The 18766-nt window shown below is 37.1% G+C and carries 14 protein-coding genes, 2 tRNA genes and 1 riboswitch; all 16 genes read left to right on the top strand.

Annotation, left to right across the window (positions count from 1 at the left end; genetic code table 11):
* The first annotated feature begins 145 nt into the window (after positions 1 to 145).
* The 16 genes from EMN46_RS17085 (at position 146) to cbiD (ending at position 18516) form a co-directional block, all read left to right on the top strand.
* A tRNA-Gly gene (locus EMN46_RS17085) sits at positions 146 to 218 on the top strand.
* Positions 219 to 234: 16 nt separating this feature from the next.
* Positions 235 to 318: transfer RNA gene (locus EMN46_RS17080), tRNA-Leu, on the top strand.
* 199 nt (positions 319 to 517) lie between these two features.
* Positions 518 to 723, top strand: a riboswitch (cobalamin riboswitch).
* A 132-nt stretch (positions 724 to 855) separates the two neighbouring features.
* Positions 856 to 3072, top strand: coding sequence for a TonB-dependent receptor (locus EMN46_RS17075; protein ID WP_154202030.1), 2217 nt, complete (start codon positions 856 to 858; stop codon positions 3070 to 3072).
* A gap of 95 nt (positions 3073 to 3167) precedes the next feature.
* Positions 3168 to 4655, top strand: a complete 1488-nt coding sequence (locus EMN46_RS17070; RefSeq protein WP_154202029.1) for a PepSY domain-containing protein — start codon at positions 3168 to 3170, stop codon at positions 4653 to 4655.
* A 23-nt stretch (positions 4656 to 4678) separates the two neighbouring features.
* On the top strand, positions 4679 to 5572 hold the full coding sequence (locus tag EMN46_RS17065; RefSeq protein ID WP_154202028.1) for a sirohydrochlorin cobaltochelatase: 894 nt from the start codon (positions 4679 to 4681) through the stop codon (positions 5570 to 5572).
* A gap of 5 nt (positions 5573 to 5577) precedes the next feature.
* Entirely contained in the window at positions 5578 to 6279 is a 702-nt protein-coding gene (locus EMN46_RS17060) for a hypothetical protein (RefSeq protein WP_154202027.1), read from the top strand.
* A gap of 12 nt (positions 6280 to 6291) precedes the next feature.
* Complete coding sequence (locus EMN46_RS17055; RefSeq protein ID WP_154202026.1) at positions 6292 to 7407, top strand: ABC transporter substrate-binding protein; 1116 nt, start codon at positions 6292 to 6294, stop codon at positions 7405 to 7407.
* 3 nt (positions 7408 to 7410) lie between these two features.
* The gene (locus EMN46_RS17050) at positions 7411 to 8451 is read left to right on the top strand and encodes an iron ABC transporter permease (RefSeq protein ID WP_154202025.1); all 1041 of its coding nucleotides are present in this window, start codon (positions 7411 to 7413) and stop codon (positions 8449 to 8451) included.
* Positions 8452 to 8460: 9 nt separating this feature from the next.
* A complete protein-coding gene (locus EMN46_RS17045) occupies positions 8461 to 9465 on the top strand; it encodes an ABC transporter ATP-binding protein (protein ID WP_195715299.1) in 1005 nt (334 codons plus the stop codon).
* The gene (locus EMN46_RS17040) at positions 9465 to 10271 is read left to right on the top strand and encodes a nitrilase-related carbon-nitrogen hydrolase (RefSeq protein ID WP_154202023.1); all 807 of its coding nucleotides are present in this window, start codon (positions 9465 to 9467) and stop codon (positions 10269 to 10271) included. The genes EMN46_RS17045 and EMN46_RS17040 overlap by 1 nt, the downstream gene beginning before the upstream one ends.
* The gene (locus tag EMN46_RS17035; RefSeq protein WP_154202022.1) at positions 10264 to 11583 is read left to right on the top strand and encodes a cobyrinate a,c-diamide synthase; all 1320 of its coding nucleotides are present in this window, start codon (positions 10264 to 10266) and stop codon (positions 11581 to 11583) included. Before EMN46_RS17040 ends, EMN46_RS17035 begins: the two co-directional genes overlap by 8 nt.
* Positions 11580 to 12269 carry a precorrin-2 C(20)-methyltransferase gene (cobI, locus tag EMN46_RS17030; RefSeq protein WP_154202021.1) on the top strand — a complete coding sequence of 230 codons (690 nt, stop codon included), beginning with the start codon at positions 11580 to 11582 and terminating at the stop codon, positions 12267 to 12269. Before EMN46_RS17035 ends, cobI begins: the two co-directional genes overlap by 4 nt.
* Positions 12262 to 13665, top strand: a complete 1404-nt coding sequence (cobJ, locus tag EMN46_RS17025) for a precorrin-3B C(17)-methyltransferase (protein WP_154202020.1) — start codon at positions 12262 to 12264, stop codon at positions 13663 to 13665. Before cobI ends, cobJ begins: the two co-directional genes overlap by 8 nt.
* Positions 13666 to 13674: 9 nt before the next feature.
* Positions 13675 to 14877, top strand: a complete 1203-nt coding sequence (cbiE, locus tag EMN46_RS17020) for a precorrin-6y C5,15-methyltransferase (decarboxylating) subunit CbiE (RefSeq protein ID WP_154202019.1) — start codon at positions 13675 to 13677, stop codon at positions 14875 to 14877.
* Between the two features lie 8 nt (positions 14878 to 14885).
* Entirely contained in the window at positions 14886 to 16658 is a 1773-nt protein-coding gene (cobM, locus tag EMN46_RS17015) for a precorrin-4 C(11)-methyltransferase (RefSeq protein WP_154202018.1), read from the top strand.
* 16 nt (positions 16659 to 16674) lie between these two features.
* Complete coding sequence (cbiD, locus tag EMN46_RS17010; RefSeq protein WP_154202017.1) at positions 16675 to 18516, top strand: cobalt-precorrin-5B (C(1))-methyltransferase CbiD; 1842 nt, start codon at positions 16675 to 16677, stop codon at positions 18514 to 18516.
* Positions 18517 to 18766: the final 250 nt, after the last annotated feature.

The raw sequence follows: 18766 nt of genomic DNA, 5'->3' as shown, positions 1-18766 counted from the left end.
CCTCAGCAAAAACGAAAAAAAAGGGGCTATTTTCATTTTTTGTTTTGCAGAATCAAAAAAAGCGCATATATTTGCAACGTCAAAACGAAAAAACAATGGCTGCCGAGCCTTGTTGATTCACCATAAGGGAGCAAAAAAGCACAATGCGAGAATAGCTCAGTTGGTAGAGCACGACCTTGCCAAGGTCGGGGTCGCGAGTTCGAGTCTCGTTTCTCGCTCAATCCTTAAAGGGATGCCCGGATGGTGGAATTGGTAGACACGCTGGACTTAAAATCCAGTGGCTTCACGGCCGTGCGGGTTCAAGTCCCGCTCCGGGTACGAAGAAAGCTTCAATCGTAAGATTGGAGCTTTTTTTATGCTCTAATTTTACCCACCTTTTAGTAAACTCCAATAAAAACGGAAAACCAATTTTTGTCACTGATCCCCAATTCACCCTTAAATCAATAGACTCAGCTATACATGTTTTAGAAACTAAAAAATATATTCATTTATCACTTTGATTCTATTTTTTACTCTTACATTTGCTCTCGCTTTTGGTGATTAATTCATATTTCAATATGAATTAATAAAAGGGAAGCCTGTGAAAATCAGGGACTGTACCCGCAGCTGTAAGCTCTATATAATGTTTGAATAATCTGTTGCCACTGTTTCAAAATAGTTGAGATGGGAAGGCCTTTCAAACTGGAGTAAGTCAGAAAACCTGCCAAGATCAATTATTTTTTTACATTTTGCTTCCGGGAATCGAAGTATATGTATTGAGCCTGCGTACGTGTTCAGTATCTATTATTCCAAATTCTATTAGGGTAAACTTCGGGTAGCAAGATGTGATTTTAAAAATTAAAAAATTACAAAGTCATGCAATTTAAAAATTACCTTCTGATCAGTTTTCTAATGTTATTTGGTCAGTATTTGTTTGCTCAGTCAGCAACTTTATCTGGTACAGTTCATTCTAAGGACGGGAATAATCCTTTAATTGGGGCTAACATTTATTTTCCAGGTACAACTATTGGCACCACAACTAATGGCAACGGGGAATATAGCTTTAAGAATTTAAAAGCAGGCAACTACGAAATTATGGTTTCTTATTCAGGCTTCAAGAGAAAGAAGCAGATGATAGAAGTAAAAGAAGACTCTCAAACAATTGACTTTCAACTACAAAAATCGGAACGGAACTTAGGAGAAGTCGTTATAACTGGAACTGGTACGCCTCACCACTTAAAAAGTGCACCCGTTCAAACCGAATTGATTGGAAAAAAATTAGTGAAAGCCGTATCGGCATCCGACTTTACTGAATTAATGTCAGGAATTAGTCCTTCCTTCGATTTTAATCCTGGTAGCATGGGGTCTTTTATGCAATTGAATGGATTGGGTAACGATTACATTCTTATACTTGTAGACGGAAAAAGAATGTATGGTGATGTGGGAGGACAAAATGATCTCAACCGAATAAATCCTGATGACATTGAAAAAATTGAAGTGGTTAAAGGTGCAGCTTCATCACTCTATGGTTCTGAGGCTATTGCCGGAGTGGTAAACATTATCACAAAAAAATCTAAAAGAAAAGTATATGCTGAGAACAGTAGCCGTATTAGTAAATATTCAACATGGCAACAACACAATAAAATAGGCATAAACCTAGGTCGCTTTTCCTCTTTAACATCTTACGATCATAAAGAGTCAGACGGATGGCAGTTGAGCGATTACGAGATTGATGAAGACTATGATAATGATGATGCTTCGGATGATGTATTAGTGGAAACCGATGCCAAGGCTGTAAATGCTTATACCGACCACACCATTAGCCAACGTTTTGATTATGACATCAGTAAAAAATTAAGCCTTTATGCTATGGGCTCGAAGTATGAAAAAGATGTAAGCTACCCTACTACAGTAAAGAAATACGGATATTCCTACGATGATTTATCCTATTCAGCAGGAGCCAAATTTTTACTCAACAGAAGAGATAAAATCACCTTAGATTTTAACTCCGATCAATTTAAATACTACTACAAGTATAATCAAGATTACAAGGATTACACTAGTGGTCAAAAAGTTCTAAATACAAAACAAAGAAGAGAAGATATCAATCTGAAATACATTTTTAAATTGAAAGATGCTCATCTATTAACAGTAGGAACTGAGTACGTAAACGAAATTTTAGAGTCAGATGGACGACTAGTTGGCGACAAAGAAGATGCCAATACTATTTCTGTTTTTGCTCAGGATGAAATCAAACTTTTAGAAGATCTTTCATTCGTAGCTGGAGTTCGATATATAAAGCACAAAGAGTTTGGGGATGCTTTTACACCTAAGTTATCAGCTTTGTATAAGTTGAACGATTTCAATTTGAGAGCGACCTATGCAAAAGGATTTAAAGCTCCTACTCTAAAAGAATTATATTACCACTACCAAAAAGGATCGACCTCGACCCTTTACTTAGGTAATCCAGATCTAGATCCTCAAAAATCAAATTATTACTCTTTTTCTGCAGAGTATATTGTTTCAAAATTTTCACTTAGTCTTTCTGCTTACCAAAATAATGTGGATGATATGATTGCTTACGAAACAGTAGATACAAATGCTGAAGATGCAGCAGATGGCGTTAAAAAAACACGTCAGCATTTCAATATCGAAGAAGCAGAATCGAAGGGAATCGATTTTCTTGTGAATTACAGAATTGGCGGCGGATTTACTGTTGGAGGTGGTTACTCTTACGTTGATGCAAACGACAAAACAGATGATATTCGTTTGGAAGGTGTGGCACAAAACTATGCAAACCTTCGTTTGCTTTACGACAAAAAATGGAACGACTATAGTTTACATGTAGGACTTACTGGACGAATTCAGGATGATAAATTTTACGATGGAGAACCTGATGCTAAAGGTTACAACCTATGGAAGCTAACTACAAATCATCATTTTGCAAATGTGGGCGCTTTTCAATTGGAAGCAAGTGCAGGAATCGACAATATTTTTGATTACGTAGATGATAGTGCTTACGGATCTCATTATGGAACATTAAATCCGGGACGAACTTTCTTTATAGGATGTAATATCAAATTTGCAAAATAAAATAGACCTATTTGCCAAAGCAAATCCCCTAAACTGTTTAAAATTAGAGCCTACAAGTCAGGGGATTTGCTCTTTTTAAATATCAAGATATTATCATGAGCAATTTTAAGAAATTACTCCTTCAAATTCACGATCTATCGGGCACATTACTTAGCCTCATGTTCGTTATTTGGTTTTTATCAGGATTTGTTCTGATCTATGCAGGGTTTCCTCATGCTTCGCGTGAAGAGAGATTCATGCATTTGTCGTTTTTAGACCATTCTGATTTCGATTCTATTCAGATGCCCTTAGAATTGACTAGCAAAGTAGAATTAGAAAAAAGAAATGGAATACCTGTTTATAGAGCCTACAAAGGCAAAAAGACACAAAAAGTGTACAATGCTTTTTCATTGGATCAATGGAAAAGCTGTACAGAGAAAGAAGCACTTGCACTTGCCGAAGATTTTGTAGGTGCGAAAACCTTATCGGTGCAAAAAATAGATGAACTAGATCAATGGATGCCGTGGTCATACTATCGCCCTTTGTTACCTATGTACAAAATTAGCATGGCTGATAAGGCACACACACGAATCTATATCTCCGAAAAATCAGGAAGCATTATACAAGAAACCACTCGAGCAAGTCGCTGGGCAGGACGTTTAGGTGCGATGCCACATTGGGTGTATCTTCGTGCTCTTTATCTGCAGAAAGGTTTTTGGGGGCAAGTAGTACTCGTTTTTGTTTTGCTTGGTATTTTAGCAAGCTTTTCGGGCCTGATTGTTGGTTTTATCCGTTTACAAAAGAGAAAAAAGGGCGAGAAAAAGCAGTGGTGTTCCTGGAGTCCTTACAAGAAATTCTGGTACAAATGGCATCACATCAGTGGATTTGTGTTTGGTCTTTTTGTCTGTACATTTATTCTGAGTGGATTGCTATCTCTCACCAATATTCCCAAGTGGATGGTTCCTGTGCACGCCAAAGTATCTGCTAAAAAAACATGGAACCAGCCTGCCGATCTAAAACAATTTGCGGGAATTTCCATGGCTGATTTTTGGAATGCCCTAGAAGATACCACCAACATACGCAAAGTAGCGTTTAAGCAGGTAATGGGAAAACCTTGTTTTTGGGTATATCGGAATGATTTTGAAAAAGCAGAAGAATACCTGGTGGATGAGAATAAAATTCAACGCAAGGAGAACTATTCCGAGAGGGAAGTTCGCCAATGGTGCGAAAAAAGCTTTCCACAAATAGCCTACGACCTGCAAGAGCAGAAGGAGTTCGATGCCTATTATCAGATTTCGGGCATGGCAGCACGTCCTTTGCCTGTTTGGCAAATCAATTTAAAAGATGCCGACCATACCAGAATGTATATTAATACAAAAAGTGGTGAAGTACTTACCAGTTACAATACCAATCAGCGATGGAGACGTTGGTCTTACCGATCTTTACACTCCCTCGATTTTCCATTTTTTAAACGACACGAATGGTTACGAAAACTCATTCTGATTGTGATTTTAATAGGAGGAAGCGTAATAAGCATTACAGGTTTCGTTTTGGGTATAGCATCCATCAAAAGGAAATTGAAAAAGAGTAAAAAAATAAAATAACATTCGAATTAATTATTCATGGCATGTTTACAACAAATAAAATAGCAAACGCAAGTAAGTTCGCTTTACTCATCATCTTATTGAGTGTATCGTTTGTAGCTAAATCGGAAACTAAAAAAGCAGATAAAACTGGCATATTGTTGGTTTCCTTTGGTTCTAGTTATCCGGAAACACGAGCAACATTTAAGAATATAGAAGAGAACGTAAAAGCTGCCTTTCCCGAGCAGGAAATCCGCTGGGCTTACACCTCTAAATTTATTCGAAAGAAATTAAGAAAACGCGGTGAACAAATTGATTCTCCTGCCGAAGCATTAGCGAAAATGGGCGAAGAAGGCTTTAAAAAAGTAGCCGTACAATCTTTGCATGTTATACCAGGTGAAGAATACGAAAATCTAAAGAAAACGGTAGTTGCTTTTTCGGGCATACCCAAAGGAATTGAGGAGGCAAAATTGGGCGCTCCATTGCTTTACCATCATACCGATGTGCAAGCTTTAACTGAGGTTTTACTACGCAACTTACCTAGTGACATGACGACTAAGGACGCTCTTGTATTTATGGGACATGGAACGCAACATACAGCCAATGTTTACTATCCAGCTATGCAATACTACCTGTGGCAGAAAAATCCTAACATTTTTTTGGCTACTGTTGAAGGATATCCAGAATTGGATGATGTTATTGAAAAATTAGATCAAAAGAAATGGAAGAAAGTGTACTTGATGCCTTTTATGACCATTGCAGGCGATCATGCTAGAAACGATATGGCTGGAGAAGATAGCGACAGCTGGCAGTCTCAATTGGAAGCTAAAGGATATGAAGTTGAGTCAGTGCTTTCGGGCATGGCCGACCAAAACGAGATAGTTCAAATTTGGATTGACCATTTGAAAGAAGTTTTTCAGGAAATGAACATTAAATAGAAGTGATGAATATACTTATTATAGCCTTTACTTTGCTATGTATGCATAATGAAGCTGCAGATTACGAACTGCTTGGAACACGGCAATATACTTATAATGAAATTGGTTTGAAAACCGAGAAAATAAGCTTTGATGCCGAAGGAAAATTGGAGAGAAAAGTCATCTACTCTTACGACGAAAAAGGGCACAAAATTAAAACTGAAAAATACACAGCCATGGACAGTTTAATGGCTGTTTACGAGTATCAGTTCAACGAAAAAGACAAAAAAGCAAATAGCTTAAAAACGGACTACATCAAAGGAAAAAAAAGCAATAAAATATACGCCTACAACGAGAGAGGACAAATGATTCGCTCAGAATACTATGCCCACGGAAGCTTATTAAAAAGCGTTAACTATACTTACGATGAATTCGGGAATCAGAATAAATACGAGGTTAAAAATGCAAAGGGAAAACAAATCACCTTGTGGATCACCGAAAACAAATATAATAAAAAAGGTCTACTAAGCGATAAGTTTAAACGCGATGAAAAAGGTAATTTAGTGACAGAGTATCACTATGATTACAATGAAAAAGCACAAATTTCTACTAGCTTTGCCAATTATTACTCGGGAAAGCGTCCCAACTCGAAACGTGTGTACACTTACAATGCTAAGGGACAAAAAATAGGATTTAAAAAATTTGCTTTGCGAAGCGCTCAACTCTAATTCAATTATTTTATGAGCAGAAAGATATATACATATAGTCTGATTTGTCTTTTAGGTCTTCTTTTGTCTTCATGCCACATGAACAAGAAGAAAGAAAGTAGCGATGTGTCCTCTTCCTATATCAAAAAAGATCTGAAATATGCCAAGGGATTTGAGTTGTTTACTTCCGAGAATGATAAAGTACTGAGAGTGTACGATTCAAAAAGTGTCGACTCTACTTATCAGGATTTTAAATTGGTTGCCAAAAAGACAGCTGCCAATGAAATACAAGTGCCCTGCAAAAAAATCATTTGTTTGTCGTCTACTCAATTGACCTATTTCTTTGCATTAAACGATATAGACCCCATTGTAGCAACAAATAGCAGCCGACACCTCTTTCATAAAGGCTTAAACGAGAAAATAGAAAAGGGTGAAATAAAGCGAGTTGGAAAAGAAGGCCATTTTAACACCGAGTTAATCGCCGGAATAAATCCAGATCTAATTTTTGTATCACCATACAAAGCAGGCGGCTTCGATGCACTTAAGAACTTAGGGATTCCCTTGGTTCCAATGGCTGCTTACGATGAAAAAAGCCCCTTAGGAAGAGCCGAATGGGTAAAAATGATTGCTCCCTTTATAGGAAAAGAAAAGCAAGCTGATTCTTTGTTTCAAAAAATCGCTATCCGATACGATTCGCTTAAAAATTTAACCCAAACTGTTAAAAAAAGACCTACAGTATTCTCTGGAAAAATGAGATCGGGAATTTGGTATGTACCTGGAGGGAAAAGTTTTTTCGCCAACTATTTTCGCGATGCTGGAGCTAAATACATTATCGACGATGATAAGCAAGGAGCCTACCCTCTTGATTTTGAAACCATGTATACCAAAGCTGCTGCTTGCGATTATTGGCGGATTTTGGTTCCAGAACCAATTGGCTTTGGACGCAAAGCTCTCTTTGAGCAGGACGATCGATATGCCGACTTTAAAGCTTATAAAACAGGTCATGTGATCATGTGTAATATCCGAGAGAAACCTTATTACGAACAAAATGCAATGAAACCAGATGTAATTTTAGCTGATTATATTCATTGTTTTCATCCTAATTTATTGCCCAATTATCAGCCTGTATTTTACGAAGCATTACAATAAACTATGTCATTTTTTTTACTCAGAAAGTCGATATTAATACCACTAATCTTGTTTGTTTTAGTGCTGCTCGCAGCATTAAATCTAGCTTTGGGATCGGTTAAAATTCCAATGGATGAAGTGTTGAGCATTGTTATGGGCCATGGTTCCTCAAATGTAATTTGGGAGAACATTCTACTGCGCACCCGTTTGCCACAAACAATTGTTGCTTTAGGTGCAGGTATGGCTTTGGGCGTAGCGGGCTTATTGATGCAAACGCTCTTTCGAAATCCTTTGGCAGGTCCTTCGGTATTGGGTATTTCCTCGGGTTCGAGCCTGGGAGTTGGCTTTGTTCTTTTGGTAGCTGGTCAGGTATGGGGTTTTTCTTTCGCTCGCATTGGCATTTGGGGCGATTTGGCTATTATTATCGCCTCGTTGGGTGGTGCATTTGCCGTATTGGCATTAATCTTATTTGTCTCTCATAAAATAGGTGGCACGCTCAGTGTCCTGATTATTGGAGTGATGATTGGCTACCTATCCAATTCTATTCTGAGTGTTCTTAAATTTTACAGCCTTGAAGAAGATATTCACAATTATGTGATTTGGGGATTAGGCAGTTTCTCTCGTATGTCTATTGGCAGAGCCTATCTTTTTGCGGCCATCACAGTTATTCCCTCACTTTTAGCTTTACTTTTGAGTAAATCACTAAATCTGATGGCACTTGGCGATAGATATGCTAGTAATTTAGGTTTAAAAATTAAACGAGCAAGAATACTAATTATTCTGTTTGCTGGAACCCTAACCGCAATTGTTACGGCTTTTTGTGGACCCATTATTTTTATAGGAATGGCTGTCCCACATTTAGCAAAATTGGTTTCTCGAACCAGTAATCATCTCTACTTAATCAGTAATGCCTGTATTCTAGGAGCAGCCACAGCTTTGTTGTGTAACCTACTAGCCCGTCTTCCAGGCATGGAGAGTGAGTTGCCCATAAATTCGGTTACGGCTTTTATTGGTGCACCCGTAGTAATCTCGGTAATCTGGAAAAAAAGGAAGGAGAATTTTTAGATGAAAAGCATGAAGTCAAATTTATTGCAGGTTAAAGATTTAGCCATAGGTTATGGCAGCAAACTAGTAGCAGACAAACTATCAGCAAATATTCCTTCGGGAGAACTCATCTGTTTATTGGGCTCTAACGGAACAGGAAAAAGTACATTGATTCGAAGCATTTGTGGCTTTCAACCTATTTTATCGGGCAGCGTTCTTCTAAACCAGTTAGAGGTTAAAAACTTAGGCACACGTGAGCTTTCAAAACTGATTGCTGTGGTGTTAACCGATAGAGTTGTGGTTCCCAATGCCACTGTTGAAGAATTAGTGGGCTATGGACGTAGTCCGTATACAGGAATGCTCGGCAGATTGAATGTAGCGGACAAAATTATTGTTCAAAACGCTATTTCCGAATGCGGAATTGCCCATAAAAAGGACAGTCCTCTCTCCTCTTTAAGTGATGGAGAGCGACAAAAAGCTTTTATTGCCAAAGCCCTTGCTCAAGATACTCCTCTTATTATTTTAGATGAGCCAACCGCTTTTCTCGATTTATCGGCACGGGTTGAAATTATGCAGTTGCTGCGTAATATTGCCAACTCATCTGGCAAATCTATCCTTATGTCTACTCATGATTTAGATTTAGCCTTACAATTGTCCGATAGACTATGGTTATTGCAGCAAGGCGGACCTTTGCTTACAGGAAGTCCAGAAGATTTACTCCTTCAAAATGCTTTTCAATCCATGTTTAAACACAAGGGAATTGAATTTGACAACAAAACAGGTCTGTTTACAGTGAAGCATTCGCAACATTCAGAAATGGCTGTGAAAGGTCATGGATTCGAATATGTTCTGCTTAGAAGAGCTTTTGCTAGAAATGGAGTTAAAACAATTAGTAAAAAAGAAGAAGACTCAACCTGGCTTGAAGTCTGTAAAAATGGAAGCGTTCATTTTAAATTTTATAGAGAAGGCACATATGTTGGTCAAGAAGATTCAATTGAGGATCTATTAAAATTAACATTAAAATCTGTTCAGTAATGAAAGTTGCATCGGTAAGCTCAAAATGTATAATTGGAGATGTTGGGAAAAACCTTTCAACTACAATTGAATGGATTAAAAAACTGAATAATCAAGGAGCAGAATTCATTTTGTTCCCCGAATTAAATCTTTCAGGTTATACTAAAGATATTGATATTCTAGATAAAGTAATCTTAGAAAAAAAAGACGTTTTTAAGAGTTTATTAGAATATTCTGAACAATTAAATGCAGCTTTTGCAGTCGGTTTTCCAGAGCAAGAAGATGAAAAATATTTTATTTCTCATTTTGTTTTTGATCAAGGGAGAATGATAGGTTCTCATCGTAAAACACACTTAAGCTCTAACGAGAGAGAAGTGTTTTCAGAGGGAAGTCAGCTAAATGTATTTCAGGTGAAAAATATAAACATCGGAATTCAACTATGCTACGAAACGCATTTTCCTGAGCTTAGTTTTATACAAGCTAAGAAAGGTGCGAGTTTGCTGGCAATGGCATTTGCCTCACCCAAGGAGAATTCAGAAATAAAACTCGAAAGATTTAAAAAATACATTCCAGCAAGAGCCTACGATAACAATTGCTTTGTAATGGTTTGTAATCAAGACTCTGTAAATGAAAATGGCACCGTTTTTCCTAGCTTAAGTTTTATACTCGACCCCAAAGGAAACGTGTTGGCAGAAACGGGAATAGATAATAAAGATATAGCACTTGTTGAACTAGATTTTCAACAAGTCGAGAAAATAAAACAATCGAAAATGGCATACTTTAATGCACATAAACGAATTGATTGGTTAAAAGAATATTATGGATAAAACATCTAAAAATGCTTTTCTAATAGCGGCACCCAAAAGTAATTCGGGTAAAACGATGCTTACACTTGGTTTAATGCAGACTTTCGTTAATCGAGGGCTAAAAGTTCAACCATTTAAGTGTGGTCCTGATTATATTGACCCAATGCATCATACCAAAATTGCTGGTCAGGCTTCATATAACCTCGATGTGTGGATGGCTGACAAGGAACATGTACAGCAACTATTCAATGAAAAAGCCCCACTTGCAGACGTGTCAATTGCAGAAGGTGTCATGGGCTTGTTCGATGGAGCAAAAAAAGACGAAGGTAGCTCTGCTGCTATTGCTCGGTTGTTGGATTTACCCGTCATTCTTGTGGTAGATGCTTCGAGCACTGCCTATTCGGTTGCGCCTCTTTTGTATGGGTTTAAGCATTTCGATAAAAGCATTAATCTGGCAGGGGTTATTTTCAATAAAGTTGCTAGTGAATCTCATTTTGAATTTTTGAAAGAGGCTGCTATTGATGCAGGCGTTCCTGTGCTAGGATACTTACCACGTGATAAAAGGTTAGCAATAGAATCGAGACATTTGGGTTTGCATTTACCAGGCGAAAATAAGAACCGTGAAATCGTAGATGTTGCTTCAGAACTCATAGAGAAACATGTTAATGTGGATTTACTTTTGGAGATAACAAAGAAAGACATCCAAAAATCACAATTGACGAAGCCTAAAACAGATAAGAAATTTAAGATTGCCATAGCTAATGATGAAGCCTTTAATTTTTCATATCAGGCAAACAGAGATGTTCTAAATGAACTAGGTGATATTGTTGAATTTAGTCCCTTAAATGACACAAATTTACCTGATGCCGATTTAATTTGGCTACCAGGTGGATATCCTGAACTATTTGCTGATAAACTAGCAAGTAATGTGAAAATGAATCAAGCCATTGCGAATTATATTGATTCGGGAAAAGCTCTAATTGCAGAGTGTGGAGGAATGATGTATTTGGGCAAAAACATTATCACTAAGGAAGGAGAAAGTCATAAAATGACAGGCGTTTTTGATTTTGATACATCCTTCGAAAATATGAAGTTACACCTAGGATATCGTGATCTTAAAGGTAATGGAATTGAAATAAAAGGTCATGAGTTTCATTATTCCGAATTGATTGGAAAAGAAACTAAAGATTCAAATTATAGAGCAACAACTGCTCGTGGACGTGAAGCCGTAATGCCCGTTTTTAGAAAGAAAAACTGTTGGGCTTCATATATGCACCTTTACTTAGGTGAGCAAGATAAAATAGTGCATTTATTAAAAAAACTAGGATTATGAGTAAAGGAAAATTAGTTGGTGTTGCCTTGGGACCAGGTGATCCTGAATTAATTACGGTAAAAGGATTAAAAGCTCTTCAAACAGCCGATGTTATATTTTATCCAGCTTCTGATATAAAAAAATCAGGAAACGTTTCATTTTCTGAAAACATATTGAAGCAACTGAATGTGGACGTACCCAGCTTACCGCTTTGTATTCCTATGACTGGAAAAAATAGAGAAACTAATTATTTAAAAGCTTTTCAAGAGATACAGATTGAGCTAGATAAAGGGAAACTTGTGGCTGTGGTATCAGAAGGAGATGCTCTTTTTTACAGCACCTTTGGATATTTACTAAAATTAGCTCAAGATGCAGGTGTTGAGTGTAACGTGATTCCTGGAATTCCAGCATTTATTGCTAGTGGAGCTGAAGGTCAAAGACCTATAACAGAAGGGAATCAGGCTTTAAAGGTAATTGCTCGTCCCAATAGCTTTGAAGAAATAGAAGAAGAATTAAAAGAAAAACAAACACTTGTTGTAATGAAAATGAGTGTTTTAGATAACTGGTTTGATTTTCTTAAAACACAGAACAGACCATTTTTTTATATCGAACGTGTGGGAACATCGCAACAATATTCCACAACAAATGTGATGGATTTAGAGTTGCGAGGAATACCTTACTTTTCATTAATTATTATTTATGGCTAAGAAAATTTACAGCATAGGCATTGGACCAGGAAATGAGAAATATCTTACACCCCAAGCCTTACAAGCAATACAAGACGCAGAAGTAATTATTGGTTACAGTTTCTATTTTGAACATATCAAACAAGTGTCAGAAGGTAAAACGCTACTCGATACAGGTATGAGAAAAGAACGTGAGAGAGCACTTAAAGCTTTTGAAATAGCTGAAGGAGGAAAAACGGTAGCTGTTATTAGTAGTGGTGATTCTGGCGTATATGGAATGGCTCCACTCCTATGGGAAATGAGAGCAGAAAGAAATTCTGATGTAGACTTAGAAGTCGTACCTGGAATTTCTGCCATGTTTGCTGCAGCATCAAAATTAGGAGCTCCACTTGGTCATGATTTTTGTTCAATCTCAATGTCAGATTTATTGACTCCATGGGAGAAAATTGAAAAAAGAATTGTTGCTGCAGCCGATGCCGATTTTGTTACAGCAGTGTACAATCCATTAAGTAAAGGCCGATTTTGGCAATTGATGAGACTTAGAGAGTTATTCTTAGAAGTTCGCTCACCAGAAACACCTGTTGGCATTGCAAGAAACGTTGGTCGTGAAGACGAATCGATTGAAGTTATAACACTTGCCGAACTTGATGTAACCAAAGCAGATATGTTCACAGTAATTGTAATTGGTAATAGTCAGACTTTTAAAAGTCAGGATAAAATGATTACACCAAGAGGTTACTATGCTAAGAAAAATGAAAGTGATGATAAATTGGGTCGCAAGATCATGAACAAAAGCTTTCAAACTATCTTAGATAATATCGATATTACGGGGAAAAGTCTTGCTCATGTATGGGTGGCTTTACATTGCATTCACACAACGGCCGATTTCAATTTGAACGAATCAGTAGAACTGAGAAACAATGTGGTGGAGACACTACATGAAAAGTTTTATTCAGGTAAACCACCTGTGATTGTAACCGATGTATCGATGGTTACTCGAGGAATTAGAAGAGCAATTGCAGAAAAACTGGGCTTACAAATTAAATGCTACCTCGATGATGAACGTGTCGCTAAAATGGCTTCGGAAAAAAATATAACTCGCACACAAGCAGGGATACAGTTAGCTGTAGAAGAGCATCCTGATGCTATTTTTGCTTTCGGTAATGCACCAACAGCTTTAATGGAGTTAATAAAACTTATTCGCAATGGTAAAGCAAATCCTGTTGGAGTTATTGCAACACCAGTTGGATTCGTAAATGTGAAAGAAAGTAAATGGCAATTAAAATATGGTTGTCCTACTACGCCAGCAGTCATTGTCAATGGCAGAAAAGGTGGAAGTAATGTGGCTGCAACTATTATAAATGCAATTTTAAGTTGGAACGAAGCTGAACAAATGCACCCTGGTGAAGGCGTTTAAACGAAGTAAATGAAAATAACAATCATAGGAATATCAGATATAAAACCGGAATTTTCAGAGAAAGAGATTTCTCTGATTCATTCGGTGAAGCATTTTGCAGGTGGTAGTCGACACAGAGAATTGGTAACGGAATTTTTACCTGAAGGATTTCACTGGCAAAACATCGTTGTGCCCTTGTCAAATCTGTATGAGGCTATCGAAACATCGAAGCAAGACTGGCTTGTTTTTGCTTCGGGCGATCCTTTGTTTTATGGCATTGGAATAACGCTAATGCGTGAATTTCCAGATGCAGAGATTACTATTTCCCCTGATTTCAATTCACTTCAATTGTTGGCTCATCGATTTAAATTGCCCTATGGAGAATTCCAGACCGTAACCTTAACAGGCAGATCGTTTGAAAAGTTCGATCAGGCTTTGATAAAAGGAACTGAAAGAATGGGCATACTTACCGATAGGAAAAATACGCCAAAAACAATTGCACAAAGAATGTTGCAGTACGGCTATTCGAACTACAAAATGTACTATGGCGAACGTTTGGGTGGTGAGAAAGAACGTGTCATGGAATTGAATTTGGAGGAAGCGTTAAGTTTTGATTTTAATCATCCGAACTGCTTTTATCTTGAAAAAACGAATGATTTAATTCCAAGGAAAGGCATCTCTGAAAGTGATTTTGAACCATTGGAAGGAAGACCGAAGATGATAACGAAGATGGCTATACGCCTAAGCACTTTAGCTTTAATGGAACTTCATTCGAAAAAGGTATTTTGGGATGTTGGAGCATGTACTGGAAGTGTTTCTGTAGAAACTCGCTTAAACCATCCTCATATAAAGGTGAAATCTTTCGAAATAAGGAAAGAATCAGAAGGTATTATTCAACGGAACGCTCAAAAATTTCAAACTCCAGGAATAGAGGTTTTCATTGGAGATTATCTGCAAATTGATAAATCTGAAATAGATAAGCCAGATGCTGTCTTTTTAGGTGGATATGGTGGAAAAATGGATGAAGTTTTAGATGATATTCACCTCAACTTAAATGCGGAAGGAATTCTTGCATTTAATTCTGTCAGCGAAAAAAGCCGCCATGGATTTATCAATTGGTGTGAAAGAAATGCCTATCAAAAAATATATGAAACTGTGGTAAGTGTGGATGAGTTCAACCCAATTACAATTCTAGTTGCCCGAAAAACAAAAAAATCTCAATTATTAAATTAAGCAATATCATGTCAAAAATAATAATCACCCATTCAGATAAAGGACAAGCTTTAGCTCAAAAACTAACCGATGCAGGACTTGATGCTAGTATTGTTCAATCGCCCCAAAATTACGAAGAGCTTTGGAATAAGAATGAAGCTTTAATTTTTATTGGTTCTCTTGGAATTTGTGTGCGTAAAATAGCACCATTCTTAAATGATAAAAAAACCGATCCAGCAGTTATAAATATGGATGCAAATGGACAGTTTGTTCAAGCTGTTGTTTCTGGACATTTGGGTGGAGCCAATCAGTTATCAGAAGATATTTCTCGCATGTTGGGAACCCTATCTGTTGTAACAACTGTAAGTGATACATCAGGACTGTGGGCATTAGATTTATTGCCTAAAAAATACAATTGGACACTGGAATGTGGCGATAATTTAACGAGCCTAATGGCAGCTTTTGTTAATGGAAAAAAGACTGCTTTGTTATTGGATATTCGCGACAAGGGAACTTTAGTTTTGGAGACAGAAATGCCAACACATGTCGATCTATTTTTTAAAGCTGATGATATTAAACCGGAAGAGTATGATGTTGTATTAGCAGTTACTCCATTTATTTACGACTTTGGTGAGAAGGTAATTTATTACCGACCAAAAGTTATGCAACTGGGAGTCGGTTGTCAAAAAGACCTTTCTTTTGAATCCTTTGAAAAAGAGTTACTAGTTAAACTTGAGGAACAACATATTTCTTCGAAAGCTATTGCAGCAATTGGAACAGTAGATTTAAAAGCCAATGAAAAAGCGCTTATCGACTTAAGTAAGAAATGGGATATTGAATTAATACCATTTAGTAATGAGATATTATCTAAATATGATATTCCAAATCCATCGCAAAAGGTAAATGAGGTTACTGGTAGTTTCAGTGTTTCTGAAGCATCAGCTATGCACTTATCGGAAAATCAACTTATAGTTGAAAAGGTAAAAGCAAAAGCAGGAGAGAAACATTTCACCTTTGCAGTTGCAATTAAGCGTGAAAATGAACGCACCGGATTCGTTGAATTTGTTGGTGCTGGTCCTGGCGATCCAGAATTGGTTTCTGTTCGTGGAAAAAGAATGCTTCAATCAGCCGATATGATCCTTTACGCAGGAAGTTTGGTCCCAAAAGAATTAACAAATTATGCAAAAAATGGTTGCGTGGTTGTCAGTTCGGCAGGAATGGATTTAATTACGCAGATTGAAACCATGAAACCCATTTATGACCGTGGTTTATTTGTGGTTCGTTTACATACTGGAGATCCATGTATTTATGGCGCAATTCAGGAACAAATGGCTATAATGGACCAATTGAGTTGGAAGTATCATATCACACCAGGTATCTCTTCTTTTCAAGCAGCAGCAGCCGCTTTGGAGTCACAATTTACAATTCCCGAAGAAGTACAAACAATTATCCTTACAAGAGGAGAAGGTAGAACACCAATGCCAGCTCGCGAGCAACTGCATAAACTTGCTAAATCGCAAAGTACCATGTGTATTTACCTAAGTGCTTCCATTGCCGATAAAGTACAAGCACAACTTTCGGAGCACTATCCTCCTGAAACACCTGTGGCAGTTTGTTATAAACTAACATGGAAAGATGAAAAGATTTATCGTTGTACACTTGAAACACTTGCCAAAACGGTTGAGGATAACAATTTAAAAATGACAACATTGATTGTTGTGGGAAAAGCAATTGATAATCGCTCAGGCTTTTCAAAATTATACGATAAAAAATTCACACACGCTTTCAGAGCAGGCAAATAGTTTATAGGAGACATTTATGATACTCATTTTTGGAGGAACAACGGAAGGAAAAATAGTTGCAGAACTATTCGATATTATTGGTCAACCGTATTTTTATTCAACAAGAACAGATACCCATAAGCAAATTAAAGGGACACGTGTTTTTGGAGAGTTGGATGGGCAAAAAATGAAAGTTTTTTGTCAGGAGAATAATATCCGATTAATTATTGATGCAGCACACCCTTTTGCAGTGTATTTACACGAAAACATTTATACTACTGCCTCTGATTTGGGAATAGAAACCATTCGATATGAGCGAAATTTTCCAGATGTAAGATCATCAAAATCTGTCCGTTTTTTCGATTCGTATGATAGTATGAGCGATGCGCTTTTACAGGAGAAGTTCGACCATATTCTGGCCTTAACAGGTGTACAAACCATAACGAAATTAAAATCTTTATGGGAACAGAGAACTTGTTATTTCAGAATTTTAGATACAGATCTTAGCCTAAGAAAATCGAAAGAAACTGATCTTGCCCAAGAATTTATTATTCCAATGGATCCCAAGGCAAATACAGAACAATTGGAAGCTTTGGCTAGGAAAGTGAATGCTGAAATATTATTGACTAAGGAAAGTGGTGAATCAGGTTTTTTTCAATCGAAACTTACAGTTGCTGAGAAATTAGGCATTCCTCTTTGGGTGGTCGAACGTCCTACTTTACCCAATTACAATCATGTAGCTGATTCTCCAAAAAAATTCTTGCAGCTTTTTTATCGTGTTAAGACATCTAGTTTAAAAGTTGAAGGTCAATTAAGAGGTGGCTTTACAACTGGCACTTGTTTAACTGCAGCAACCAAAGCGTGTTTTATCGCTTTGGTTGAAAAAGAATTTCCGAAGTGGGTTGAGGTTGAATTACCTGGTGGAGAAAAGACTAAATATGTTGTCTTTCCTGAGAAAATATCAGACAAATCGTCTTCTTGTGTCGTGATTAAAGATGCTGGAGATGATCCTGATGCAACCCATGCAAAAGAAATTGGATGTGAATTGACTTTTTCAGAAACTCCGGGCGTGCATTTTCTTAAAGGGAAAGGTGTAGGAATTATTACTATTCCTGGATTTCAAACTCCTGTTGGAGAACCAGCAATCAATCCCGTGCCAAGAAAAATGGTTTCGAATCTGTTACAAACAATGGCTGATACCTATGAAACTGAATTAGCCTTTGATGTAAAACCTTATATTCCTGAGGGAGAAGAGTTAGCCAAACATACATTTAATCCCAGAATTGGTGTCATCGGAGGTATTTCAATTATTGGCACAACGGGTATCGTGAAACCCTATTCCAACGAAGCATTTTTAGCAAGTATCAGGCAACAAGTGAAAGTTGCTAAGGGAAATCAGTGTTCTGAAATTGTATTAACAGCAGGAAAACGGAGTGAAAATAGATTAAAACCAGGCTTTCCTCAACTTCCAGCAGTTGCGTATATTCATTTTGGTAACCTTGTTGGTGAAACAATTAAGTTATCGGTAGAAGAAGGTATTGAGAAAATAAACCTAGCCATTATGTTTGGTAAATCAGTAAAATTGGCTGAAGGACATATGGATACGCATAGCAAGAATGTGGTTTTCAATTCAGAATTTGTTGCTGGCTTAGCGAAAGACTGCGGACATAATTCTGACGTTGTAAATCAAATAAAACAACTAAAACTAGCTAATGCCATTTTAGATATCATCCCTTTTTCAGAAGATGAGCCTTTTTATCAATTGGTTGCAAACAAATGTCACGAAAAATGCAATCAACTACTTTCTAAATCTAATTCACTTTGCCTTTTCCTTTTGGTTGGTGATAATGAAATGATTAAAGTAGAATCGAAAAATTAAGATATCAATTCCCAACTAATACCATCCACCTCTCCTTCATTTTAAGGAAGGGTGGATTTTTTTTTGAAGCACGCGGAATACCAGACGGAGTGATTTTAAAAAAACTTAGATTCAAGTCACAAATGCAACTGATGGAATTTTAGATGAAAAAAGGAGATATATTTTTTCAAGACAATGAGGAGAATTAGTCTCACCCATTGTCTATGTGGAATAAAAGTCTTTTTTTTACCACAAAAATCGCCAAACTCAA

Origin of the sequence: Ancylomarina sp. 16SWW S1-10-2, assembly GCF_009669305.1 — a bacterium.
In the GTDB taxonomy this organism is placed as follows: domain Bacteria; phylum Bacteroidota; class Bacteroidia; order Bacteroidales; family Marinifilaceae; genus Ancylomarina.
Note: the sequence above shows the minus strand (reverse complement) of the source record. Positions and strands in the feature narration are given on the sequence as shown.

Excerpts from the sequence above, each read along its gene's own strand:
- cbiD (WP_154202017.1), top strand. The coding sequence starts at position 16,675 with ATGATACTCATTTTTGGAGGAACAACGGAAGGAAAAATAGTTGCAGAA.
- EMN46_RS17070 (WP_154202029.1), top strand. The coding sequence starts at position 3,168 with ATGAGCAATTTTAAGAAATTACTCCTTCAAATTCACGATCTATCGGGC.
- EMN46_RS17075 (WP_154202030.1), top strand. The coding sequence starts at position 856 with ATGCAATTTAAAAATTACCTTCTGATCAGTTTTCTAATGTTATTTGGT.
- EMN46_RS17045 (WP_195715299.1), top strand. The coding sequence starts at position 8,461 with ATGAAGTCAAATTTATTGCAGGTTAAAGATTTAGCCATAGGTTATGGC.
- EMN46_RS17055 (WP_154202026.1), top strand. The coding sequence starts at position 6,292 with ATGAGCAGAAAGATATATACATATAGTCTGATTTGTCTTTTAGGTCTT.
- cobM (WP_154202018.1), top strand. The coding sequence starts at position 14,886 with ATGTCAAAAATAATAATCACCCATTCAGATAAAGGACAAGCTTTAGCT.
- EMN46_RS17050 (WP_154202025.1), top strand. The coding sequence starts at position 7,411 with ATGTCATTTTTTTTACTCAGAAAGTCGATATTAATACCACTAATCTTG.
- EMN46_RS17035 (WP_154202022.1), top strand. The coding sequence starts at position 10,264 with ATGGATAAAACATCTAAAAATGCTTTTCTAATAGCGGCACCCAAAAGT.
- cobJ (WP_154202020.1), top strand. The coding sequence starts at position 12,262 with ATGGCTAAGAAAATTTACAGCATAGGCATTGGACCAGGAAATGAGAAA.
- EMN46_RS17065 (WP_154202028.1), top strand. The coding sequence starts at position 4,679 with ATGTTTACAACAAATAAAATAGCAAACGCAAGTAAGTTCGCTTTACTC.
- cobI (WP_154202021.1), top strand. The coding sequence starts at position 11,580 with ATGAGTAAAGGAAAATTAGTTGGTGTTGCCTTGGGACCAGGTGATCCT.
- EMN46_RS17060 (WP_154202027.1), top strand. The coding sequence starts at position 5,578 with ATGAATATACTTATTATAGCCTTTACTTTGCTATGTATGCATAATGAA.
- cbiE (WP_154202019.1), top strand. The coding sequence starts at position 13,675 with ATGAAAATAACAATCATAGGAATATCAGATATAAAACCGGAATTTTCA.
- EMN46_RS17040 (WP_154202023.1), top strand. The coding sequence starts at position 9,465 with ATGAAAGTTGCATCGGTAAGCTCAAAATGTATAATTGGAGATGTTGGG.